20 protein-coding genes and 1 other RNA gene are annotated in these 23,475 nt (G+C 60.1%); 12 read left to right on the top strand and 9 right to left on the bottom strand.

What is annotated here, in order from left to right; translation table 11 throughout:
• Positions 1 to 98: 98 nt before the first annotated feature.
• The 4 genes from AB5Y76_RS05165 to AB5Y76_RS05150 form a co-directional block, all read right to left on the bottom strand.
• Complete coding sequence (locus tag AB5Y76_RS05165) at positions 99 to 932, bottom strand: cobalamin-binding protein (protein WP_201986738.1); 834 nt, start codon at positions 930 to 932, stop codon at positions 99 to 101.
• Entirely contained in the window at positions 925 to 1,887 is a 963-nt protein-coding gene (locus AB5Y76_RS05160) for a cobalamin biosynthesis protein (protein ID WP_201986740.1), read from the bottom strand. Before AB5Y76_RS05160 ends, AB5Y76_RS05165 begins: the two co-directional genes overlap by 8 nt.
• On the bottom strand, positions 1,884 to 2,576 hold the full coding sequence (gene mtnN / locus AB5Y76_RS05155; RefSeq protein WP_201986742.1) for a 5'-methylthioadenosine/S-adenosylhomocysteine nucleosidase: 693 nt from the start codon (positions 2,574 to 2,576) through the stop codon (positions 1,884 to 1,886). Before mtnN ends, AB5Y76_RS05160 begins: the two co-directional genes overlap by 4 nt.
• A 167-nt stretch (positions 2,577 to 2,743) precedes the next feature.
• Positions 2,744 to 3,676, bottom strand: a complete 933-nt coding sequence (locus AB5Y76_RS05150; RefSeq protein WP_201986743.1) for a ZIP family metal transporter — start codon at positions 3,674 to 3,676, stop codon at positions 2,744 to 2,746.
• 337 nt (positions 3,677 to 4,013) lie between these two features.
• Between AB5Y76_RS05150 and AB5Y76_RS05145 the strand changes: the two genes are divergently transcribed.
• On the top strand, positions 4,014 to 5,645 hold the full coding sequence (locus tag AB5Y76_RS05145) for a methyl-accepting chemotaxis protein (protein ID WP_158112290.1): 1,632 nt from the start codon (positions 4,014 to 4,016) through the stop codon (positions 5,643 to 5,645).
• A gap of 399 nt (positions 5,646 to 6,044) precedes the next feature.
• Here the strand turns inward: AB5Y76_RS05145 and suhB are convergent, their stop codons facing one another.
• Positions 6,045 to 6,848 (bottom strand): inositol-1-monophosphatase, encoded by an 804-nt coding sequence (gene suhB / locus AB5Y76_RS05140; protein WP_005352992.1) that lies wholly within the window; start codon positions 6,846 to 6,848, stop codon positions 6,045 to 6,047.
• Between the two features lie 199 nt (positions 6,849 to 7,047).
• On the opposite strand from suhB, the gene AB5Y76_RS05135 reads away from it, so the two are divergent.
• The 3 genes from AB5Y76_RS05135 to emrD all read left to right on the top strand — a co-directional run bounded on the left by AB5Y76_RS05135 (position 7,048) and on the right by emrD (position 9,793).
• Positions 7,048 to 7,503: a hypothetical protein gene (locus tag AB5Y76_RS05135; protein ID WP_201986745.1), complete on the top strand. Its 456-nt coding sequence runs from the start codon at positions 7,048 to 7,050 to the stop codon at positions 7,501 to 7,503.
• 168 nt (positions 7,504 to 7,671) lie between these two features.
• Entirely contained in the window at positions 7,672 to 8,334 is a 663-nt protein-coding gene (locus tag AB5Y76_RS05130) for a glutathione S-transferase family protein (protein ID WP_005333923.1), read from the top strand.
• Between the two features lie 262 nt (positions 8,335 to 8,596).
• Positions 8,597 to 9,793, top strand: coding sequence for a multidrug efflux MFS transporter EmrD (emrD, locus tag AB5Y76_RS05125; protein ID WP_201986747.1), 1,197 nt, complete (start codon positions 8,597 to 8,599; stop codon positions 9,791 to 9,793).
• 84 nt (positions 9,794 to 9,877) lie between these two features.
• Here emrD and AB5Y76_RS05120 read toward each other — a convergent pair whose 3' ends face one another.
• Complete coding sequence (locus tag AB5Y76_RS05120) at positions 9,878 to 10,786, bottom strand: LysR family transcriptional regulator (protein WP_201986749.1); 909 nt, start codon at positions 10,784 to 10,786, stop codon at positions 9,878 to 9,880.
• 161 nt (positions 10,787 to 10,947) lie between these two features.
• Here AB5Y76_RS05120 and fdhD point away from each other — a divergent pair, with 161 nt between their 5' ends.
• On the top strand, positions 10,948 to 11,745 hold the full coding sequence (gene fdhD, locus AB5Y76_RS05115; RefSeq protein ID WP_201986751.1) for a formate dehydrogenase accessory sulfurtransferase FdhD: 798 nt from the start codon (positions 10,948 to 10,950) through the stop codon (positions 11,743 to 11,745).
• Positions 11,732 to 14,023, top strand: coding sequence for an FdhF/YdeP family oxidoreductase (locus AB5Y76_RS05110; RefSeq protein ID WP_201986753.1), 2,292 nt, complete (start codon positions 11,732 to 11,734; stop codon positions 14,021 to 14,023). Before fdhD ends, AB5Y76_RS05110 begins: the two co-directional genes overlap by 14 nt.
• A gap of 165 nt (positions 14,024 to 14,188) precedes the next feature.
• Here the strand turns inward: AB5Y76_RS05110 and ssrS are convergent.
• Positions 14,189 to 14,370, bottom strand: a non-coding RNA gene (gene ssrS, locus AB5Y76_RS05105) — 6S RNA.
• A gap of 16 nt (positions 14,371 to 14,386) precedes the next feature.
• Positions 14,387 to 14,719, bottom strand: coding sequence for a cell division protein ZapA (zapA, locus tag AB5Y76_RS05100; RefSeq protein WP_005333910.1), 333 nt, complete (start codon positions 14,717 to 14,719; stop codon positions 14,387 to 14,389).
• Positions 14,720 to 14,892: 173 nt separating this feature from the next.
• Between zapA and AB5Y76_RS05095 the strand changes: the two genes are divergently transcribed.
• The 3 genes from AB5Y76_RS05095 (at position 14,893) to AB5Y76_RS05085 (ending at position 18,254) form a co-directional block, all read left to right on the top strand.
• On the top strand, positions 14,893 to 15,462 hold the full coding sequence (locus AB5Y76_RS05095; RefSeq protein WP_005346580.1) for a UPF0149 family protein: 570 nt from the start codon (positions 14,893 to 14,895) through the stop codon (positions 15,460 to 15,462).
• Positions 15,463 to 15,639: 177 nt separating this feature from the next.
• On the top strand, positions 15,640 to 16,863 hold the full coding sequence (gene ubiH, locus AB5Y76_RS05090; RefSeq protein WP_201986755.1) for a 2-octaprenyl-6-methoxyphenyl hydroxylase: 1,224 nt from the start codon (positions 15,640 to 15,642) through the stop codon (positions 16,861 to 16,863).
• A 122-nt stretch (positions 16,864 to 16,985) separates the two neighbouring features.
• Positions 16,986 to 18,254 carry an FAD-dependent 2-octaprenylphenol hydroxylase gene (locus AB5Y76_RS05085; RefSeq protein ID WP_201986876.1) on the top strand — a complete coding sequence of 423 codons (1,269 nt, stop codon included), beginning with the start codon at positions 16,986 to 16,988 and terminating at the stop codon, positions 18,252 to 18,254.
• A 212-nt stretch (positions 18,255 to 18,466) separates the two neighbouring features.
• Here the strand turns inward: AB5Y76_RS05085 and AB5Y76_RS05080 are convergent, their stop codons facing one another.
• A complete protein-coding gene (locus tag AB5Y76_RS05080; RefSeq protein ID WP_021230880.1) occupies positions 18,467 to 18,694 on the bottom strand; it encodes a hypothetical protein in 228 nt (75 codons plus the stop codon).
• Here AB5Y76_RS05080 and gcvT point away from each other — a divergent pair.
• From gcvT to gcvP, 3 genes are all read left to right on the top strand, one after another.
• Positions 18,671 to 19,768 carry a glycine cleavage system aminomethyltransferase GcvT gene (gene gcvT, locus AB5Y76_RS05075; protein WP_201986757.1) on the top strand — a complete coding sequence of 366 codons (1,098 nt, stop codon included), beginning with the start codon at positions 18,671 to 18,673 and terminating at the stop codon, positions 19,766 to 19,768. The genes AB5Y76_RS05080 and gcvT overlap by 24 nt on opposite strands.
• An 84-nt stretch (positions 19,769 to 19,852) precedes the next feature.
• Positions 19,853 to 20,242 carry a glycine cleavage system protein GcvH gene (gene gcvH / locus AB5Y76_RS05070; protein WP_005333898.1) on the top strand — a complete coding sequence of 130 codons (390 nt, stop codon included), beginning with the start codon at positions 19,853 to 19,855 and terminating at the stop codon, positions 20,240 to 20,242.
• Between the two features lie 298 nt (positions 20,243 to 20,540).
• Entirely contained in the window at positions 20,541 to 23,417 is a 2,877-nt protein-coding gene (gcvP, locus tag AB5Y76_RS05065; RefSeq protein WP_201986758.1) for an aminomethyl-transferring glycine dehydrogenase, read from the top strand.
• Positions 23,418 to 23,475: the final 58 nt, after the last annotated feature.

Raw genomic sequence — 23,475 nt, 5'->3', positions numbered from 1 at the left:
TCCCATGATGAAAATTGGTATCTATAGAATTCTAAAGCACTTTTTATGCCATTTGCAGACGTATATTGGCAGGCGTGATCTGAATGGCTGTTTTTTGGCTACTTGCTGTTGGGTTTGGTAATAGCTTGGCAAACCTGCTCCACTGCATTGAGGGCTCTCGGGGTGAACCGGTGTAGCTCATCCGAGTTGATCAAATCGAGTCGCTGATGCTGCACCGCGTCGAGATTTGGCCACTTTCGCCAGTGACGCAGGGTGTCAGGATCTTGACTCCCCGCCAGGATCAGCGATGGGTTGGCTCTGATCACCTGTTCCATGTCCACTTGAGGGTAAGGGGTCTTGGCATTCGCCATGATGTTGATCCCGCCGCAGAGTTCGATGGCCTGAGCCGGCCAGGCATTGCCACTGACGCTGGTGAGTGGCGGGTACCAGAGCTGGTAGAACACCTTGACACCGGTTGGTTGGCCATAGCGCTGTTGCAGGGAATGCAGGCGTGCCAGATAGCGATCGGCGGCTTCGTTGGCACTCTTCTCCACCCCAAGCAATTTGCCCAGCGCCCGCATTTCGGTCGCCAGCGAGGCAAAATTGGTGGGCTCCGAGTAGAAAACCGGGATACCCAGCTGCTCCAGCGGTGCCAGCATACGTGACTGGGCCGAGCGCCAGCCGAGAATGAGATCCGGCTTTTGCGCCAGCACTGCCTCGACGTTGAAGCTGCGATAATTCGCTACCTTGGGCTTGGTTTTGACCTCTGCTGGATAGTCGGAAGCATCGTCAATGGCCACCAGTTTGTCGCCGGCGCCAATCTCGTAGAGCAATTCGGTCAGGTGAGGAACAACGCTCACCACCCGGGTCGGCGTGGCGGCCTGCAGGACACCGGGCAACCAGGCAAGCAGCACGCAGGGCAGCCAGATCGGCAAGCGCAACAAACTACCCATGAAATAACCCCGCTACCGTGACAACCAGCGCCAGTATCAACCAGCCCCAGCCGCACCCTTGCAGAATGTTGAGCACTTTGCGCGGTGTCTCGCTATCTGGCTCAGCACCAGTGCCGATGACGGGCCAGCGCTGGAGAGCCCCCTGATAGTAGCGAGGGCCACCAAGGCGGATCCGGCACTTGTCTACCAGCAGAGTGAGCAGCATCCCCATGGCGGGATAGGGCCAGAGCGCGCCACTGCGCAGCAGCTGTGCGGCTTGTTTGAGACGGCTTGCCAGCAGTGGCAGCCCCAGCAGCAAAATGACGGAGGCATTGAGCCCCTGATAGAGGGCGCTGGCGGCGCGACCAAAGTGGTCGAAGGCGGGATCTTTGCGACTCCAGCTCTGATTCATCAGCTGCACCAGTCGCCAGAGCAGGGCGCCCTGTACGCCAGCCAGAGCATATCCCAGCAGCGGGCCAGCCCATTGGCCGACCAGACGCAGGGCGCAGCTCTCCGTCACTGCTTTGGCGAGCCCCATGGCCGAGAGTTTGCCGGTCTCCCGTTTGAGCCAGGGGGCGGACTGCAATCTTGCCAGCGGCCGCGTCTCCTGGGTGGCGAGCGAGCGGGTGGCATGGGCGAGTTCGCGCAGTGGACGGGATTCGAGCATCAGCAGCAGGAACAGCAGGTCGAAGAGCGGCTCGCTCAGGGCCAGATTGCGCAGCGACCAGAGCCCGGCGGCGCAGGGGAGCCAGACTACCAGCATCGCCAGCAGGCCGGCCTGCATTTGCTGGCCGGGTGAACCATCGGGTCTGTGCACCTTGTGTCCCAGCCGGGTCAGCAGGGGCGTGACGGCCGAAAGACGTAGATGGGATGGCCACGGGATCACCGTCTCCAGCAGGGCAGCCCCCACCAGAATGGCCGCCGTCGTTGAGAGGAGGGCGTCGGCCATCAAATCAAGCGAGCCGGTCTCGATCACAGCTTGCCGAGCATCTTGATGATTACTTCGGCGGAGTGCTTGCCGGCCACTTCGATGAAGGCATCGAAGGATTCAACCTGTTCCTTGCCGGCGATATCGGACATGGCGCGAACCACCAGATAGGGCACGTTGAACATGTGGCACACCTGACCGATGGCAGCACCTTCCATCTCGACCGCCAGCATCTGCGGGAAGTCGGCGCGAGCCTTGGCGATGGCGTCCGGTTTGCACATGAACTGATCGCCGGTACAGATAAGGCCAACCTTGGTCTTGTGCTTGCCCTGCTCGGCGATGCAATCCTGAGCGACCGCGATGAGCTTCTCGTCGCAGGGGAAGGCGGCAGGTTGCTGCGCCATCTGGCCCATCTCGTAACCAAAGGCGGTCACATCGACATCGTGGAAACGCATCTCGCTGGCGATCACCACATCACCGATGTGCAGGTCCTGGGCAAAGCCGCCCGCAGAGCCGGTATTGATGACGCAGTCGGGGGCGAATTTTTCCAGCAGCAGGCTGGTGGCCACGCTGGCGGCGACCTTACCGATACCGGAGCGGGTCAGGATCACCTCTTTGCCTGCCAGCATCCCTTGATAGAACTCGCAGCCGCCCAGTTGCAGGGTGGTGGGGTTGCTCATCTGGCTGCGCAGCAGGGCTACTTCTTGCTCCATGGCGCCGATAATACCTACTTTCATTGCTGACCTCGTCTTGATAGCCGTGTGGCTGAATTTAAGTTGCTGTAGATCATAACAAAAGATGGCGTCGGCGCCGAGAGGCACAAACGAAAGGAGAGATGAAGTGCGGCGCTCAATATGGGAGCGCCGCGGGTGACAAAAAGCATTGATGAGAGAGGAGAGAGCCTTTAGCCGAGCGCGGTGTCGAGGGTCATCATCAGGGCAAAGCCTGCCATCAGGCCGAGGGTGGCATAGGTCTGGTGACCGTTGCGGTGAGTCTCCGGAATCACCTCGTGTGAGACCACAAACAGCATGGCGCCGGCGGCGAGCCCAAGTCCGATGGGGTAGGCGATGGCAAGGCCGCTGGAGAGCCCCACCCCGAGCAGGGCGCCAACCGGTTCGAGCAGGCCGCTGGCGATGGCAACCAGCACCGCCACCGAGGGGCGAAAACCGGCGGCGCACATGGCCAGCGCCACCGCCAGTCCTTCGGGAATATCCTGCAGTGCGATGGCGGTGGTGAGCGGCAGTCCCACCGACATATCCCCCTGCGAGAAGCTGACCCCGATGGCCATCCCCTCCGGCAGGTTGTGCAGGGCGATGGCAAAGACGAACAGCCAGACCCTAGAGCACTGCTCATGGCCGGGGCCGCAGGGGCCGGTTTTGTCATGTTCGTGCGGGGTGAACTGATCCAGCCCCAGCATCAACAGCACCCCGAGGGTCATGCCGACCACCACCACGGCGGCGGCGCTAAAGCCGTTGCCGGTGATCCCCTCGGCGGCCTCCAGCCCCGGCAGCAGCAGGGAGAAGGCACTTGCGGCCAGCATCATGCCGGCGGCAAAGCCCAGCATGGTGTCCTCTACCTTTTGCGGCACCGCTCGCAGGAATAGAGCGGGCAGGGCGCCGATGGCGGTGGCGGCAAACCCGGCAGCACCACCGACAAGGCCGTAGCGCACGCCGCTGGTCACTTCGCCGGTAGCGAGCATGATGAGACTCTGCAACAGCAGCAACAAGACCGCAGCCAGCGCGATAAAGAGGCCGAGAGCGGTGAGCGGGCGGCTTTGCATCTGGCTGCGCAGTTGCTGTGACCAGGATAACGGAGGAAGAGCTGAGAGATGGTCCATGGCATGACCTCGAGTGTGCAAAGTGGATGGTGGCATTACATCCACTTGGCCGCCCCTTGTCTATGTCTGCAAGGCGATTGCCGCTATCGAAAAATGGCGTCAGGTGAATATGAAGTTTTTTGTGATCCGGCTCCGATTGTTGGTTTTGTTAAGTTGCTTTTAATTTTTAAAGAAAAGTGAGGGCGTGGTCGCTTTGTGCTAGAGTGCGCGCCTTTGCGGAACTCTACCTTCCCGGTGTTCTGCATTTTTTCCCGTCAGGAAGGTCCGGGGATTTGCTCATAGGGACGTGATCGCCACACTCCATTCGCCTGTCAGCAGTAGAGGATCACCCGCCACTATGTTTTACAAGAATCTCTCCATTGGCAAAAAGATTGCCGTGGTTTTTGCGGTCATTGCCGCAGTCAACGTTCTCTTCGGTGTTTTTCTCTCCAGCGAATTGCGCGGTGTGCGTGATCGGGTGCTGAACTTTACCGACTCTACGCTGCCGAGTGTCCTGTCGGTCGAAACCCTGCTCTATGACGTCTCCTATGTCCGTCGTGCCCAATTTGCCTTGCTGATGGTGAACGATGCCGCTGATCTGCAGGCTCGCCGCAGCCGGATCCAGCAGAATATCCAGAAAGTAGACAACGCATTTCACGCCTATGAGGCGACCGTCGGTGCTGATCATGAGCGTCAGGTGTTTAATCAGGCCAAACAACAGTGGCTCAGTTACCAACGTGCAGTGAACGAGTTTGATCAACTGCTGGTACAAGGACAACAAGAGCAAGCCAAGGCACAGTTATTTGCCTCGAATGCTGCTTTTGGTTCTTTGGAGCGGGCAGTTAATGCTCTGATCGATGTGAACCTCGGTTTTGTGAAGGAAAACCGCAGCAGCTTGCTTGGCAGCGTCAGTATGGTGACCACTTTCGCCATGGTGAGCATTGGTGCTCTGCTGGTGTTCATGGTGGTGATGACCTGGTTTCTGACCCGCCAGATCTGCCTGCCGCTGCAAGCGGTAGTGGCTCAGGCCAACGCCATTGCCGCCGGCGATCTGACTCATCAGCTGGAGCGTCAGCATATCGGCCGCGACGAGCTGGGCATGCTGGCCAAAGCTTCCCTCAAGATGCAGGACAACCTGCGTGGTCTGATTGAAGAGGTGGTGGCTGCGGTTACCCAGTTGGGGGCGGCGATTGACGAAGTGAGTGCGGTTTCCGAACAGTCTGCCAAGGGTATTCAGAGCCAGCAGCAAGAGATTTCGCTGGTGGCGACGGCCATGACCCAGATGAAAGCGACCGTTGCTGATGTGGCGGGCAATACAGAGCACACTTCTGAGTCTGCCAGTGCGGCTAATACCTTGGCCCGCAAAGGTAATCAGGATGTGCAGCGTTCGCTGGTGGCGATCACCCGTGTGGCGGAAGAGATTGAGCAGGCTGGCACGCTGGTGGCCGAACTGGAGCGTGAATCCGCCCAGATCAACGTAGTGGTCGATGTCATTCGCAGCATTGCCGATCAGACCAATCTGCTGGCTCTCAATGCCGCCATTGAGGCAGCCCGTGCCGGTGAACAGGGCCGTGGCTTTGCGGTGGTTGCCGATGAGGTGCGCACCCTGGCGGGCCGCACCCAGGCCTCTACCGGCGAGATCGTCGCCATCATCGAAACCCTGCAGTCTCGCGCCAATCAGGCGAAAGAGGTGACCGGGCTGAGCTGTGACATGATCCGTCAGTGCGTCACCCAAAGCGAGCAGACCGGCACCGGTATCCAGCAGATTGAAGAAGCGGTGGCGCAGATCGCCGATATGGCGATCCAGATTGCCAGCGCTTGTGGTGAGCAGGATGCTGTGTCTGATGAGCTGGGTCGCAATGTTGAGCGGATCAACGAATCCGCCAATGAGGTGGCGCAGGGGGCGGATCATACTGCCCGCGCGTGTCTGGAGCTGAGCCAGCTGGCGGTGGGTCTGAAGCAGACCATCGGTCGCTTCCGCCTCGCCTGATAAAGGGGCTGGTGTGCGCCGGCCTCTTCATTCATAAAAGTCGGGGCGCTTTACATGCCCTCACGACCCCCGGCCATGTGCCGGGTATTTTTTTTATCTGGCGATGGGTACGAGGCCTGATGGTTGGGGCTCTTCATAAGAGGATGAAGGTCTGGGCGAATAGGGCGGTCAGATGATTATCCCGGCCTGTGCGCGGTGATATTCAAGAAGGTTGGTTAAGACCTATTTGCTAACGAAAGAAGGGCCTGGGGATGGGAAACGGGGCGAGCGGTTGGGGCGTGCGCTACGGGTAAGAAGAGCATAAGCAGTTGGTTGGAATGCCCTAACAGGGTATATCGCAGCAATAAAAAAACCGGCTTGCGCCGGTTTTTTTATATTGGTGAAGGCTGGGGAGCTGGCTTATTTGGCCAGAGACTCCGGCAGCTCTTCACGGATCTTGCCGAGCATCTCTTTCAGGACACGCGGGTTGGCAACCACGATGTTGCCGGAGTTTTCGTAGTTGTGACCGCCTACGAAGTCGGTGACGATGGCACCCGCTTCTTTGGCCAGCAGTTCACCGGCAGCGGTGTCCCAGGGTTTCAGGCCGATTTCCCAGAAACCGTCGACGCGACCGGCAGCCACGTAGGCCAGATCCAGTGCGGCAGAGCCGGAGCGACGGATGTCGGCACATTCGATGAACATGCTCTGGAACATCTTCAGGTAGGACTCGATGTGGTGCTTTTGTTTGTAGGGGAAACCGGTCGCCAGCACGGTGCCAGCCAGCTCTTTGGCTTTGCCGACACGGATGCGGTAGCCGTTCAGCTGGGCGCCGCTACCACGGGTAGCAGTAAACAGTTCGTCACGGATGGGATCGTAAACAACGGCTTGTTCGGTTTTGCCTTTCACGCGCAGAGCGATGGAAACGGCAAAGTGCGGAATGCCTTTGACAAGGTTGGTCGTGCCATCCAGTGGGTCAATGATCCATTGGTAGTCCGGATTGGTACCGGCAATCTCACCAGACTCTTCAGCAACAATGCTGTGCTCCGGGTAAGATTTTTTGATGGTGTGAATGATGGCCGCTTCGGCTTCACGGTCAACGTTGGTCACGAAGTCATTGCTGCCTTTTTGGATAGCCTCAATGTTCTCAGGCTGGGAGAAGGCTTTTACTACAACTTGACCGGCGTTGCGCGCAGCGCGCACGGCGATATTCAGCATCGGATGCATAGGTTCACCACTGGATGTTAAAGAACGGGGGATAAAAGGACGCGGTATAATACCAGTATTTTGTGCGATGGCAACTGTTATCCCCCTACGACCAATTGATTACCACTGCCAGATTTGACGGCTCCAATATAGACCAGATCTGCGCTAGTCTTATCCCAGCAGCCGGATACAGGCTGTCATGAGCATAGGGATGTGAACCATGAATTTGTCATTAGTGAGTCAGAACGTGTCAGCGGCCAGCGAGGGACTGTTGGCCATCTTGCGGTCATCACCCGAGTATGGTGAGCACTTTGCCCACATCACCGTGACCCCCCTGGCCCAGTGGCAACCGGCCAAGACGGAGGCGGCGATCCTGCTGATCGACGGCGATGCGCCCTGGCAGGATGCCGGATTTGCCCGGGGAGAGGATGAGACGATCGGTTTGCCGGTCTTGCCGCTGCTGATCCGCAAGGGGGACAAGGAGCTGACGGTCTGCGGGCCGGATGTGCGCGACCCCCGTTTCTATTTTGTCTCAAACGGCATCGTGCTGGATGAGTCGGAGCTGCCCGAGCCTGCCTGCAGCCGGGTGCTGTTGCGCAAGCTGGAGTCCTACTTCCCGCTGCTTTCCCGCCTGATCATGCTGCGCCAGCGCAAGCCGGTCGCCATGATCAACTAATATCTACCATTGCCAGAGCACACCAGCGGCGCACCGTGGCCTTGTTTGGCCTACGGTGCGCCGCTTTTTAATGGTCTGGAGCCGGTCACTTGTTGCAAGATGAGGCGGCTATGGTGTTGCACCCTGTTCCAACCGTGCAATCTGGCTATGACCAACAAGGAGTGAATCATGATCGACTTTTACACCGCCGCGACCCCCAATGGTTTCAAAGTGGCGATCGCCCTCGAAGAGCTGGGTTTGCCCTATCGGGTCATTCCTCTCGATCTTTCGGCGCTGGATCAGAAGAAGCCCGAGTTTCTCGCCATCAACCCAAATGGCCGTATTCCGGCTATCGTCGATCGGGATAACGACGATTTCGCCGTATTCGAGTCGGGGGCCATCCTCATCTATCTGGCGGAGAAAGCAGGCAAGTTGCTGCCCGCTGATCCCAAACGCCGCTCTCAGGCCATCCAGTGGCTGATGTTCCAGATGGGCGGGGTAGGACCCATGATGGGGCAGGCCAACGTCTTCTACCGCTACTTCCCCGAGAAGATCCCCGCCGCTATCGAACGCTACCAGAAGGAGGGGCGCCGCCTGTTCGAGGTGCTCGACAGCCATCTGGCCCATCATGAATATCTGGCGGACGAGTACAGCATCGCCGACATTGCCACCTGGCCCTGGGTGCGTATTTATGACTGGAGCGGCATCTCCATCGAGGGATTGCCCCATCTGCAAGCCTGGATGGATCGCATGGCAGAGAAACCTGCCTGCCAGAAGGGGATCACCATACCGCCACGCAAGGAGCAGCCCGATGAGCTGATCAAGCAGGCGCAGCAGATGGTAACACGTTGATTTTTAACTGCTGACGGGGCGTGCCGCCCCGTAATATTAGAAAAACTAAGGCAAGCCGATTATAAAGATTCGTTCGTTTTTTGTGAGCTGAATCACTATGATGCCCCCATACCACCAAGCGTCCTGTGCGGTGGCTTGGCGGGCTCCCCGCCTACTGTTTCCAACACTGTTTTTGATTGCATCACAGCCTCTGTGATCAGATTCCTCTGGGCCATTTTGTGCCAGAGGGGCGGCAGCATTTTTTCGATTTTTTGGGACTGATATGGATCGGCACAGTTTTTATCCGTTGTTTTTACTGACCATTCTCATGGTCGCTGTGGGCCAGATGACCCAGACCCTTTATGTTCCCTCCATTCCCATGATGGCGGGGGACTTCAATGTGGCCTCGGGCCAGTTGCAGGCGGTGATGGCCTGTTACCTGATCCCCTATGGCCTCTCCCAGTTTGTCTATGGGCCGTTGTCGGATCGTATCGGCCGTCGCCCGGTGCTGATCGTCGGCATGATGGTGTTTCTGGTGGGCACCCTGATCATTCAGGTCATCCCCCATTTTGCCGCCCTGCTAGTGGGTAGCTTTATTCAGGGGCTGGGTACCGGTGCCGGTGGCGCCATGAGCCGTACCGTGATGCGCGATCGCTACAACGGCGCCGAGCTCAACCGTGCCAACAGTCTGGTGAGCATGGGGGTGATCTTCTCCCCGCTGCTGGCCCCGGTGCTGGGTGGCTGGCTGACCGAGCTGTTCAACTGGCGCGCCGGTTACTGGTTCCTGTTCGGTTTTGGTGCCGTAGCCACTCTGGCGATCATGGCCTGGTTTGGTGAGACGCTGCCTGCTGCTGCTCGTCAGCCGCTGCGCGTCGGTGCTGCCTATCGTCATGTGCTGGGCAACCCCAAGTTTCAGGGCAACCTGTTTTGCCTGATGGCGACCTTTGCCGGTTTGGCAGTGTTCGAGGCTGCGGCCGGTGTGCTGCTGGGCGATGTGCTGAAACTGAGCGCCCGTACCGTGAGCGTGCTGTTCGTGCTGCCGCTGCCCGGCTATCTGTTCGGGGCCTGGCTCTCTGCCAAGCTGAGCTTCCGTTTGACTCAGGGCAAGCTGATGCGTCTGGGGATCGCCTTTCTGGCGCTCGGCTCCCTCATCATTCTGGTGCCGGGGCTGTTCGGGGTGGTGAGTGTCGCCTCGCTGGTTGGTGGTGCGGCTGTCTACTTCATCGGTAGCGGTATTCTCTACCCGACCGCCACCTCCTGCGCCATCGAGCCCTTCCCGGGTCAGGCCGGCACCGCGGGGGCCATTCTCGGCGGGATGCAGAATCTGGGTGCCGGTGTGGTGACCCTGCTAGCGGCCGGTTTCCCGATGACCGGTCAGGTGACTCTGGGGGCCATCATGACCCTGATGGTGCTGATCGTGGCACTGAGTTTTGTCTGGCTGCGCCACCACGGCTCGCCGCACGAGCAGATGGCGATTTGATGCCCGCGCTTGCTCTCTGAAAGCCCGCCTTCTGGCGGGCTTTTTCTTTGCCAGAACCTAATGCGGTCTACTGCTCGGCCTGCGTCAAGGCGCGTTTGCCGGTTCACCTTCTGCCACCAGTTCAAGAAAGGCGCGCATGGCGGGGGTGATGCTCTGCTGGCGGGTCAGAAAGGCGGTATGGCCGATATTCTCCAGCGGAGCGAGAGGCAGGCAAACCAGATCCGAGAGTTTGCTGGCAGAGCGGGCGAGGCCGGCGCTGACGATGGCCCAGCCCAGCCGGTGGCGTACGGCGCTGACCAGATGGAACAGCGAGTCGGTCTCCAGTACCACGTTGAGCGAGGTCCCCATCTGCTCGGCGGCGCGATCCAGATATTGGCGAAATTGCATGGTGCGGCTGGGCAGTACCAATGGTTGTTGCCGCAGCTCAGCAAGCGCAATGTCGCCGCTGCGCGGGTACTGATCCGCTTCGTCACGGTTCATCAGCACCGCCATCTGGTTGGCGCCTTGCGGGTAGACATGAAAGGCGCGCCGGCCAGCGCCGCCGGCGGGTTCATCAAATCCCAGTCCGATATCGCACTGATGCAGCTCCAGCTGTGATAGCAGGGCTTCGTTGCTGAGCACCGACAGGCGAATGACGATATCGGGATAGCGCTGCTTGCAGCGGGCGATAAACGGCATGATGTCGAGATTGGACTGGGGCACGATGCCGATACGCAGGGTACCGGAGAGTTCGCCCTGGAACAGCGCCAGCTCCTGCTTGAGCGCCTCCTGCTCCAGCAACATCCGTTCGGCATATTGGCGCACCAGCTCGCCCGCCTCGGTCAGGGCGACAAACTGGCTGGTGCGTACCACCAGATCGGTGCCGACACTCTTTTCCAGCGCGGTAATGCTGGCCGAGAGGGTGGGTTGGGTGATGTGGCAGGCTTTGGCCGCTTTGGCAAAATGCTGGTGTTTGGCCAGCTCGTGAAAGTAGTGAAGTTGCTTGATGTTCATCTGGTTGTAGTGGAGGCAGTGGAACCGATTATTGAAAAATTAATCAATTGAAAAAACATCTTCGATAGAGCAATTCTATCAGGATATAGATTTATTTCATTGGTTTTGCGTCAGTCGCCTCTCTAAACTTGAATGCAGTTTGCATTTTTAGGCCAACCTGCATGCCTGCCCATTCTCCCGTCGCAACCCCCGCCAACTTGCCGTCACTGGATCATCTGGTGGAGGAGATAGCCGTCGCCATCAACATCAATGGCATCAACCATGCGGTGATGATGGCGACTCCGGACGATCTCGACGACTTTGCCGTCGGTTTCCTGTTTGGCGAGGGGATCATCCGGCATAACCACGAAGTCCACGATATCCAGGTCGCGCCAGCCGAACAGGTTATTGTACTGGATGTGACCATTGCCAACCGCTCTCTGGCCGCTCTGGCCGAACACAAGCGCCGGCTGACCGGGGTGACCGGCTGCGGCATCTGCGGCGTAGCGGCGGTGGAGCAGGCGCTGCCCGCATTGCCGGTGTTGCCGCTGACGCCGCCGCGGGATGGGGCCTTGCTGGCGGGGCTGCGTGCGCAGATCGCCCAGTGGCAGCTCAAGGGTCAGCAGCACGGCGCCCTGCATGCAGCGCTGGCGCTGGATGCCGAGGGCCGGATCCTCCACTGCCGGGAAGATATTGGGCGCCACAATGCCCTCGACAAGCTGATCGGCCTGCTGCTGCGTCAACACAGTGCGTGCGACACCCTGGTGGTGACCAGCCGTTGCGGTAGCGAGCTGGTGCAAAAAGCCGTCCGCTTTGGTGCCCGTCATCTTATCTGTCTGGCATCGCCCAGCCAGCTGGCGGTCAGGCTGGCCCTCAAATACAACCTCAACGTCGTTCATATTCCCAAGTTTGATGCCCCGGTCAGCTATTCGAGCTATCGCCCGGCGGATCCCATCGGAGAGTGCCATGAGTCATATTGAAAAGCCCGCCAAAGCCGGCGGTTTTTCGTCCCTGCAATCCACCATGAAACAGGTGCTGCGCAGCCAGAAGACCCGTCAGAACATCAAGAACCTGCTGCGGGTCAACCAGACCGACGGCTTCGACTGCCCGGGATGCGCCTGGGGTGACAACGACCACGGCACCTTCCAGTTTTGTGAAAACGGCGCTAAGGCGGTGGCCTGGGAGTCCACCGGCAAGACGGTGGGGGCCGAGTTTTTCGCCGCCCACTCGGTGCGCCAGCTGGCCACCCAGAGTGACTACTGGCTCGAGTATCAGGGGCGGCTGACCGAGCCGATGCGCTACAACCCGGCGACCGATCACTATGAGCCTGTGAGCTGGGACGACGCCTTCTCCCTGATTGCCGACACTCTCAAGGGGCTGAATAGCCCGGACGAGGTGGAGTTCTACACCTCAGGGCGTGCCAGCAACGAAGCTTCCTACCTCTATCAGCTGTTTGGTCGTCTGTTTGGCACCAACAACTTCCCCGACTGCTCCAACATGTGCCACGAGGCGAGCGGGGTTGCGCTGATCCAGTCGGTCGGTATCGGCAAGGGCACTGTGGTGCTGGATGATTTCGACCAGGCCGATGCGGTGTTCGTCTATGGCCAGAATCCGGGGACCAACCACCCGCGCATGATGAATGCACTGCGCCAGGCGGCGCGTGGCGGCTGCAAGATCGTCAGCTTCAATAACTTGAAAGAGGTGGCGCTGGAGCGTTTCGCCAGCCCGCAGAGCCCGCTTGAACTGCTGACCCCGGCGGCTACTACCATCAGCCACCAATATCTGACGCCGAAACTGGGTGGCGACATGGCCGCCATCCGTGGCATGGCCAAGTACATCCTGGAAGAGTCTCCGGAGGCGGTGGATCGCGACTTTATCGCCCGCCACACCCGCCACTTTGCCGAGTACGAGGCGCAGGTGCGTGCCACCGACTGGGCGGCGATCGAGCTGCAGTCCGGCCTGACCCGCGCCGACATAGTGCAGGCGGCTCGGGTCTTTGCCGCCAGCCAGCGTATCATCAGCTGCTGGGCCATGGGGGTGACCCAGCATCTGCACTCGGTCGATACCATTCGTGAAATCGTCAACCTGCACCTGATGCGCGGCCAGATTGGCAAGCCGGGGGCGGGGCTCTGTCCGGTACGGGGCCACAGCAACGTGCAGGGCAACCGCACCATGGGTATCAACGAAAAGCCGACCGCTGCCTTTATCGACAGGCTCGAGCGTCACCTGCAGGTGAGCCTGCCGCGGGCCCGTGGCCACAACGTGTACGAAGCGCTCAAGGCGTTGGATGAGGGCAAGAGCAAAGTACTCATCTGCTTGGGCGGCAACCTGGCTGCAGCGGCACCCGATACCGACTTCACCTATGGGGCGATGAAAAAGGCCGAGCTCAACGTGCAGATCAGCACCAAGCTCAACCGCAGCCATCTGCAGGTGGGCAAGGCGGCGCTGATCCTGCCCTGCCTCGGCCGCACCGAGCTCGATATCCAGCGCACGGGCAACCAGAAGATCACGGTGGAGGACACCTTCAGCATGGTGCACGCCTCGACCGGCGCAGCCGAGCCGGTATCGCCGCTCTGCCTCTCCGAGACCGACATAGTCGCGCGGATGGCTCATGCCACCGTGGGCAGCGAGCGGGTCGACTGGCTGGCTCTGCGCGATGACTATGCTCGTATTCGCGATCTTATCGAGCAGACCATCGCCGGCTTTGCCGATTTCAATGCCCGCATCCAGCAGCCGTGCGGTTTTCATCTCGATAACTCTGCGGCGCTGCTGACCTGGAATACTGCCAGCGGCAGCGCTGAGTTTCGCGCCAGTACCCTGCCGCACTCTGTGTTGTCGGAGTGTACTCGCCATGCCGAGCAGATGGTGGATCAGCCGGTGTTGCTGCTGCAGAGCCTGCGCTCTCACGATCAGTACAACACCACCATCTATGGCATGGATGACCGTTATCGCGGCATCAAGGGCCAGCGCAACGTGGTGTTCATGAACGAAGGGGATGCCCGTCGCCTCGGTTTTGCCGAAGGGGACAAGGTCGATATGGCGGCCATCTGCAACGATGGGCGTGAGCGCATCGTGACCGGCTTTAGCGTGGTGATCTATGACATTCCGCAGGGCAACATCGCGGCTTATTACCCGGAGACCAATCCGCTGGTGCCCATCGACAGTATCGGGGCCGGGTCGTTTACCCCCACCTCCAAGTCCATCCCGGTGCTGGTGACGGCCTCCCGCCAGCAGGAGAATTTGTTGCTGGTCAAATAAAAGCGCTAACGCGACTGGCTGCGCTAACACAGCATGCACTGTGAATGCTGTGATGCCCCGGGTGAGCTTTTCATCCGGGGCATTTTTTCAGCTCTGAAAGGGGTAGGGGGCGTTAATCATCAGGCAAAGAAAAAGCCCGTCACGCTGGTGACGGGCTTTTGCTGTTGGTACCCCGAGATGCCGTTGCCGGTTTGGGCCCTTGAACCGTCGGTTCAAGGCGGGGATCGGATCTGACCGCAGGCTTCTCGGTCGTGCCGAGCATGCGCAATAGCCAGAAGGCAGATCCCCTGTTTGGTATGAATATCGGCTCGGGGACTTGAACCGGCTGACAAACATCCCAGGGAATTTTAAAACGGTTTGCGATTAGGGCTGTTGCCCCTCTTCGCTGGAATCACCATATTGTCCGTGCTCGATCAGGGCCGCTTCGATGGTGCGCTGCAGCATCTTGATCCGCTTGTCCATGGTCTCAGAGTATTGGTGGTTCTTCTCTTTTTCAAGGCAGAGCTCATGACAGAAATTAAGTGCCGCCATGATAGCCAATTGCTCGTTGCTGGAGACTTTGGAGCGTTGACGCAGGTCGATCAACTTGTCGGTCAGCTGCTCGGCGGCCTGGCGCAGGGCATCCTGCTGTCCCAAGGGACAGGATACCTTGTAGGGACGTCCCAAAATGACGATTTCTACGGCCTCTGTGCTCATGCCTTCCTCAATACGGCGGAGCTGATTTCCGCCTTTATCCACGTGGACAACTGGGCGGGACTATATAGCGCAGATGCATAAGTTTCAAGGCCTTGCTGGCTCTGCAAGAGGGAGAATGCTAGGATCCTGACCATTAATTCTGCAAATTTGACTGAACTTTGAGCGGATCCTCGATGAGCAAAACGAACCCCCTTAAATATGCGGCAGTGGCCGACATCATGGAACAACATGAGCTGATGGCCAGCGCAGTAGAGGCCCATGGTGTGATCTGCGGTCTGGTGTGCGGCGGCGTGGCACTGGACGACAAGAGTTGGGTGCCCCATTTCAACGATCTGGTGAACGACGGTTTCGGCCTGCCGGCCCCGGTGCGCCAGGTGATGACCGATCTTTATCACAATGTGGTCGAGAGCCTGATGGCCCAGAAGGGCGTCGAGCTGCTGCTGCCAAGTGATGATGCTCCCCTCGACGAGCGCATCGATTCGCTGGTGGACTGGTCACAGGCGTTTCTGGCTGGTTTCGGTGTGGTGCAGCAGGAGCTCTCCCGTGCGTCGGAAGAGCTGCAGGAGATGATCCAGGATATCGCCAGCATCACTCAGGTCTCTGCCGAGTTCGATCAGGAAGATGACGAGAATGAAGCTTCCTTCCTGGTGCTCTACGAACACGTCAAACTGGGTGTCATGATGGCCTTCGAAGAGTTTGGCAAGCGCCCCGATACCCCGAGCGCGCCGCCGACCCTTCATTGAGGTGCGGGTCAACGCGACCCTTACTGAATCTGCAAGAGCGCCTGATGGCGCTCTTTTTTATTTCCTTGTGGTGGCTAACCCTGTGAGGCGCAACCGGTTTTTTGCCGGTGACCTCGCATTCGGCCAGCGGCTTTGTGATAGCATGAGGCCACCTTTTTCACTTCTTCCTCTCTGCTTATGTCTCAATCTGATGTGCGACAGGTCGATGTCACCCTGGTCGGCGGTGGAATGAGCGGTGCCGTGCTGGCCCTCTCGCTGGCGGCCCTGCTCCGATCCAATGGCTCCCCCCTCGAGATCCTGCTGCTGGAGGCAAGCGTCCCCGAACAGCACACCCATTCAGGGTTCGACGCCCGCGCCATTGCGCTCTCGGCCGGTACCTGTGATGCGCTGTTGCGACGCGGACTCTGGCCGCTGTTTGCCCCCCATTGCGCCCCCATTACCCAGATCCATGTCTCGGATCGGGGCCACTTCGGTCAGGCTCGCCTGTCGGCTGCCGAATACGGTCTGCCCGCGCTGGGCCAGGTGATCGAGCTTGCATCCGCTGGCAAGGAGCTGCAACGGGCGATGGCGGCCTCTCCCAATATCCGGGTCTGTTGTCCGGCCCGGGTGAGCGAGATTGCGCCCGATGAGGAGAAGGTGACCCTCACCCTCGAGAGCGGTGAACAGATTGAGACCCGCCTGCTGGTGGCGGCAGACGGCGGCAACTCCTTTGTGCGTCAGCACTTCAAGTTGCCGGTGACCCGCCACGACTTTGAGCAGCACGCCATCATCGCCACGGTCAAAACGGCGCAAGACCCTGAGGGACGCGCCTTCGAGCGCTTTACCGAAGGGGGGCCGCTGGCCCTGCTGCCGATGCAGGAGGGGCTCTCCTCGCTCGTGTGGAGCGTCGGGCAGCATGAGGTGGATGAGCTGATGGCCCTCGATGAGGTGGCATTTCTTGCCCGTCTGCAGCAGGCCTTTGGCTGGCGGCTCGGCCGCTTCGAGCGATGTGGCGTGCGTAACGTCTATCCGCTCATTCTGACCGCCTGCGACTATCCGCTGGCCCAGCGTACCGTGCTGGTCGGTAATGCCGCCCACGCCCTGCACCCGATTGCCGGACAGGGCTTCAACCTCGGGATGCGGGATCTCGACCTGCTTACCGGCGCCGTAGCCAAGGCGTTGGCAGAGGGGGAGGATATCGGCAGCTTCAAGGTACTGAGTGGCTACTGGCAGCAGCGTCAGCGCGATCAGGAGCAGACCGTCTGGCTCACCTCTTCGCTGGCCCAGCTCTTCTCCAATGGTCACGATCCGCTGGTGGCGGGGCGGAATCTGGCGCTCACCCTGATGGGGCGATTCCAGTGCCTCAAGGCGCCGCTTGCCTCGCGCACCCTGGGCTTTGTCGCTGATGTGTGCGGCAACTAGCCAGCACTTGTTGAGTGGAACCTGTTGACCACCATTCGTTGATCAAAACCTATTGAATAAAGAGGTGATGCCTGCGGGCGTCCCCTCGCTGGCCAGCCGGTCAGCCCTGAAAGGATGAGATGATGCAGATGCAAAATGTGGATGTGGTGATTGTCGGTGGCGGCATGGTGGGGCTGGGGCTCGCTGCGGCCTTGAAACATAGCGCCCTCAAGGTGCTGGTGGTGGAGGGACAACTGCCCGACCCGCAGTTGGGGGAGGTGGCCGATAACCGGGTCAGCGCCCTGAGTCTGGCCAGCCAGCAGATCCTGCGCCATGTCGGCGCCTGGGACGGCATTGAAGCGCGCCGCCTGCAGGCCTACGACAAGATGGCGGTGTGGGAGCAGGACAGTTTCGGCCATATCGATTTCGATGCCGCCAGCCTGCGTCAGGCCAACCTCGGCCACATCGTCGAGAATCGGGTGATCCAGCTGGCGCTGCTTGAGGCGATTGAAGGTGCCAGCAATATCCAGTTGCTGACCCCCGCCAGAGCCAAGAGCCTGCAGAGCGGCCCGGCGGGCGCCCTGCTGCTCCTTGAAGATGGTCAGGCCATCTCGGCCAAACTGGTGGTGGCTGCCGATGGCGCCCACTCCTGGGTGCGCCGTCAGGCCGATATCCCGCTCACCAGCTGGGATTACGGTCACCACGCCCTGGTGGCGACGGTGCGCTGCGCCGAACCCCATGAAGCTGTTGCTCGCCAGATCTTCACCCCGGATGGCCCGCTCGCCTTTTTGCCGCTGTGGAAGGAGAACCTCTGCTCCATCGTCTGGTCGCTGCCTGCGGCTCGTGCCGAGGCGCTCTGCGCCTGCGATGACGAGCAGTTCAATCGCCAGGTTACCACCGCCTTCGATGCCCGGCTCGGTCTGTGCAAGGTGGAGGGGCCGCGCAGCGCCATTCCCCTCACTGCCCGCTATGCCCGCGACTTTGCTCGCGAGCGGTTGGTGCTGGTGGGAGATGCCGCCCACACCATCCACCCGCTGGCGGGGCAGGGGGTCAACCTTGGCCTGCTGGATGCTGCCGCGCTGGCGGAGCAGATCTTGCAAAATCATGCCGCGGGCGAGGATATCGGCCTGCTCGCCAACCTGCGCAGTTACGAGCGCTGGCGCAAGAGCGAGGCGGCTCGCATGCTGGCGGCGATGGAAGGGCTCAAGAGGTTGTTCAGCGGGGCCAACCCGCTCAAGAAGCTGGTGCGGGGCGTGGGATTGCGCGCGGCCAATCTGCTGACGCCCTTCAAGGAGGGGGTGATCCGCGCTGCCATGGGGCTGGAGGGAGAGTTGCCCGCATTGGCCCGTCCTGACTGGGCTGTTGCTGCGACCAAGGGCAGTGCCATGCAGGCCAAGGGTGAAAAAAACTAATATTACTCGCCGTTTTTGACAACAAAAGTAATCCGACAAGGCTGATGACCCGTTTTGGGTGTCAGCCTTTAATTTTGCTCTGGAGCGAAACGTTTTTCTGCAAATTGTGACGAAACGGTAAAAATCAAAATTTAATCTCGCCTGAGTCGGCTTATGGCTGTTTTTATCACTGCATTTATCTTAGTGTCTGGAGTCAGTTTTACGGGAGGGGATTAGTTTTTTTTGAGCGGCACGCTCGCCTGCTTGTCATATAATCCGCTCCGTTCAAGGAATCCCTCTTGCCTGGCAAGGGCAGGAGCGAGCACACACTTTTGGATCCGGTCGCTTTTTGCTGTACGTATTGCAGTCAGAGCGGTGGCGCGGGTCGCAAGGGTGGTCGCCAAAGCGAAAAGGCTTTTTGCTAAGGAAAGAATGCGATGATCCAGACTACTGTACTGCATCCCAAACACCTGGAAGCCGGCGCCAAGATGGTGGACTTCCACGGTTGGGAAATGCCTATCAACTACGGCTCCCAGCTGGAAGAGCACCACGCGGTGCGCAGCGATGCCGGTATGTTCGATGTCTCCCACATGACCATCGTCGATTTGACCGGCGAACGGGTCAAAGCCTTTCTGCAACACCTGCTGGCCAACGACGTGGCCAAACTCACTGCCCCCGGCAAGGCCCTCTACAGCGGCATGCTCAATCCGGAAGGCGGCGTGATCGATGACCTCATCACCTATTACCTGACCGATACCTTCTACCGGCTGGTGGTCAACTCCGCTACCCGCGAGAAGGATCTGGCCTGGATCCGCCATCACGCCATCGATTTCGATATCACAGTGACCGAGCGTCCGGAGCTTGCGATGATTGCGGTGCAGGGCCCTAACGCCAAGGTCAAGGCTGCGACCGTGCTGAGCGCCGCTCAGCGTACCGCCGTGGTGGGGATGAAACCCTTCTTCGGCGTGCAGGCTGGCGATCTCTTTATCGCCACTACCGGCTACACCGGCGAAGATGGTTATGAAATCGTAGTGCCGCAAGAGAAAGCCTGCGAGCTGTGGCAAGCGCTGCTGGATAACGGCGTGGCCCCGTGTGGTCTCGGTGCTCGCGATACCCTGCGCCTCGAAGCGGGGATGAACCTCTATGGTCAGGATATGGACGAGTCAGTCTCTCCGCTGGCCGCCAACATGGCCTGGACCATCGCCTGGGAGCCGAGCGATCGAAATTTCATCGGCCGTGACGTGTTGGAAGCGCAGAAAGCGGCGGGCAACCAGCCCAAGCTGGTGGGTCTGGTCATGGAAGAGAAAGGGGTGCTGCGTGCCGGTATGCCGGTTACCTTCACCGCGGCAAATGGTGAGAAGCGGGAAGGTGTGATCACCTCCGGCTCTTTCTCCCCCACCCTGGGCTACAGTATTGCCCTGGCGCGGGTGCCCCGTGATATCGGTGAGCTGGCCGAGGTGGAGATCCGCAAGAAGCTGGTCACCGTGAAGGTCACCAAGCCCGCTTTCGTCCGTAACGGCCAGAAGCTGGTTTAACATCGTCTTGGGGGAGGGCAGTGCCTCCCTCATCCCTTTTCATATTCGTTTTTAAACGCGACTCAAAGATCAAAGGAAGCACAAATGAGCCATATCCCGAGCGAACTGAAATATGCCACTTCCCACGAGTGGATCCGTGTTGAAGCCAACGGCGAGGCCGTGGTCGGTATCACCGAGCACGCCCAGGAGCTGCTGGGTGACATGGTGTTTGTCGAGCTGCCGGAAGTGGGCAAGCAGGTCAGTGCCGGTGACGACTGCGCTGTGGCCGAGTCGGTCAAGGCGGCCTCCGACATCTACAGCCCGGTGAGCGGCGAGATCATTGCCGTCAACGAAGAGCTGGAAGGGAGCCCCGAGCTGGTCAACTCCGACCCCTACAGCGCTGGCTGGCTGTTCCGCATCAAGCTCGATGACGAGAGCGAGCTGGCCAACCTGCTGGATGCCGAAGGCTACCAGAACGTGGTGGACGAAGAGTAATGCCCCCGGGCCCTGCCAACACAGCAGGGCCCCTTTGTATGACCGCCAGCCGGGCAAGCACCGGCCGGTGGAAGGGTGAAGTCGTCCGCGCTTGCCGTTTGCTTGCCTGCTTTTGCCAGGGCAAACGGGCCGGTTCGCAACAAGGCGATCCCCTCTTGATGCTGCCGCAGCATCCGGTGCCGCACCCTGTCTGCGGGACCCAGAACATGAGTGGAGTCGGTATCAGCCGACGATCAGGAACATCAGGTCTTGGTTATCAGGATGTCATGCCAAGACTTATTTATCAGGAAATAGGGAAATGACCCAGTCACTGTTTGAACTCGAGCAAAAAACCGATTTTGTCCGCCGCCATATCGGCTCGGGCGAGGAAGAGCTGCGCCAGCTGCTGGCGACCGTCGGGGCCGAAAGCCTGGACGATCTGATTGCCCAGACCGTGCCTGCCGCCATTCGCCTGCCGGGCCCGCTCGGCATCGGTGCCGGCATGACCGAAGTGGAGGCGCTCGCCAAGCTCAAGGGCTATGCCGCTCAGAACAAGATTGCCAAGAGCTACATCGGCATGGGTTATCACGATACCCATGTGCCCCACGTCATTTTGCGCAACGTGCTGGAAAATCCGGGTTGGTATACCGCCTACACCCCCTATCAGCCCGAGCTGGCACAGGGCCGTCTCGAAGCCCTGCTCAACTTCCAGCAGCTGACGCTGGATCTGACCGGCATGGATCTGGCAAGCGCCTCCCTGCTGGATGAAGCGACCGCCGCCGCCGAGGCGATGGCGCTGGCCAAACGGATGGCCAAGTCCAAATCCAACCTCTTCTTCGTGGCCGATGACGTGCACCCGCAGGTGATCGACGTGGTCAAGGAGCGCGCGGTTCACTTCGGTTTCGACGTGGCGGTCGGCGCCGCGAGCGATGCGGTGAGCGAAGAGGTGTTTGGTGCCCTGTTCCAGTACCCCACCACCACAGGTGAGGTGAAAGATCTGCGCGCTCTGATTGCCGCCGTACAGGCCCAGAAAGGACTGGCTTGCGTCAGCGCCGATCTGCTCTCTCTGCTGCTGCTCAAATCCCCGGGCGAGCTGGGTGCTGACGTGGTGTTGGGCTCCGCCCAGCGCTTCGGCGTGCCCATGGGTTACGGTGGCCCACATGCGGCTTTTTTTGCTACCCGCGATGCCTACAAGCGATCCATGCCGGGCCGCATCATCGGTGTCTCCAAGGATGCCCGCGGCAAGGCCGCGCTGCGTATGGCGATGCAGACCCGCGAGCAGCACATCCGCCGCGAGAAGGCCAACTCCAACATCTGTACCGCTCAGGTGCTGCTGGCCAACATGGCGAGCTTCTACGCCGTCTATCACGGCCCGGTGGGGCTGAAAACCATCGCCTCCCGCGTGCACCGTCTCACTACCATTCTGGCGCTTGGCCTCAAGGCCAAGGGGGTGGCCCTCAAGCATGCCAGCTGGTTCGATACCCTGACCGTGCTGACCACGGGCAAATCAGAGCTGATTGCCAAGGCCGAGGGGCTCGGCATCAACCTGCGCGCCGATCTGGATGGCTCGGTAGGGGTGTCCCTCTCTGAAACCACCACTCGCGGCGATGTGGCCGAGCTGTTCGATCTCTTCCTTGGTCAAGGTCATGGGCTCGATATCGAGGCTCTCGACAAGGCGGCCCAGGCCCATCACGCTATCCCGCAGGATCTGCTGCGCACCGATGCCGTGCTGACCCACGAGGTGTTCAACAAGTACCACTCCGAAACCGAGATGCTGCGTTATATCCACCGTCTCGAAGCCAAGGATCTGGCGCTCAACTACGCCATGATTTCACTCGGCTCCTGCACCATGAAGCTCAACGCCACTGCCGAGATGATCCCGGTGACCTGGCCCGAGTTTGGCAAGTTGCACCCGTTTGCCCCGTTGGCGCAGGCCAAGGGCTACCAGCTGCTGCTGGCCGACCTCGAAAACTGGCTGGTGAAAGTGACCGGTTACGATGCGGTCTGCATGCAGCCCAACTCAGGGGCGCAGGGGGAGTACGCAGGTCTCTTGGCCATCAAGAAGTACCATGAATCCCGTGGCGAGGGGCATCGCGATATCTGCCTCATTCCGGCTTCTGCCCACGGCACAAACCCGGCCTCTGCCCAGATGGCGGGGCTCAAGGTGATCGTCACCGCCTGTGACAAGTCCGGCAACGTGGATCTCGACGACCTGCGTGCCAAGGCGGCCGAGGCGGGGGAGCAACTCTCCTGTCTGATGGTGACCTACCCCTCCACCCACGGGGTGTATGAGGAGACCATCAAGGAGGTGTGCGACATCGTTCACCAGCACGGTGGTCAGGTCTATCTGGACGGTGCCAATATGAACGCGCAAGTCGGATTGACGGCGCCGGGCTTTATCGGGGCGGACGTCTCTCACCTCAACCTGCACAAGACCTTCGCCATTCCTCACGGCGGTGGCGGCCCGGGCATGGGCCCCATCGGCGTGAAGAAGCATCTGGCACCGTTCGTGGCCGGTCACGCCGTAGTCAAGACCGACAAGGAGAGCCGTGATAACGGCGCCGTGTCGGCTGCACCGTTCGGTTCGGCCAGCATCCTGCCCATCAGCTGGATGTATATCGCCATGCTGGGTGACGAAGGATTGAAGAGATCCACTCAGGTGGCCATCCTCAACGCCAACTATCTGGCCAAGAAGCTGGGGGAATCCTTCCCGGTGCTCTACTCCGGCCGTAACGGTCGGGTGGCACACGAGTGCATCCTGGATATCCGTCCGCTCAAAGAGGCTTCTGGCATCAGCGAGATGGACGTAGCCAAGCGGTTGATGGACTACGGCTTCCACGCGCCGACCATGAGCTTCCCGGTAGCGGGCACCCTGATGGTCGAGCCGACCGAGTCGGAATCCAAGCGCGAGCTGGATCGCTTCGTCGAGGCGATGACGTCCATCCGCGCCGAGATTGCCAAGGTGCAGGAGGGGCAGTGGAGCCTGACCGACAACCCGCTGGTCCATGCGCCGCACACCCAGGACGACGTGATGGACGGTGAGTGGAACCGTGGCTACAGCCGCGCCGAGGCGGTCTTCCCGTCCGACGCCGTGCGCGCCGCCAAGTTGTGGCCCTCTGTTAACCGCATCGACGATGTCTACGGCGATCGCAACCTGTTCTGTGCCTGTATCCCGACCGAGGATTACGCCAAGTAAGTGGCGTCCAGGAGCAACAGTTAAGCCTTATAAACAACAGGGCCACCCAGACGGGTGG

The organism is Aeromonas sp. R1-2 (assembly GCF_040908505.1).
GTDB classification, from domain to species: Bacteria; Pseudomonadota; Gammaproteobacteria; order Enterobacterales; family Aeromonadaceae; genus Aeromonas; species Aeromonas veronii.
The sequence above is the reverse complement of the archived record's forward strand: the minus strand, read 5'-3'. Positions and strand labels throughout refer to the sequence as shown.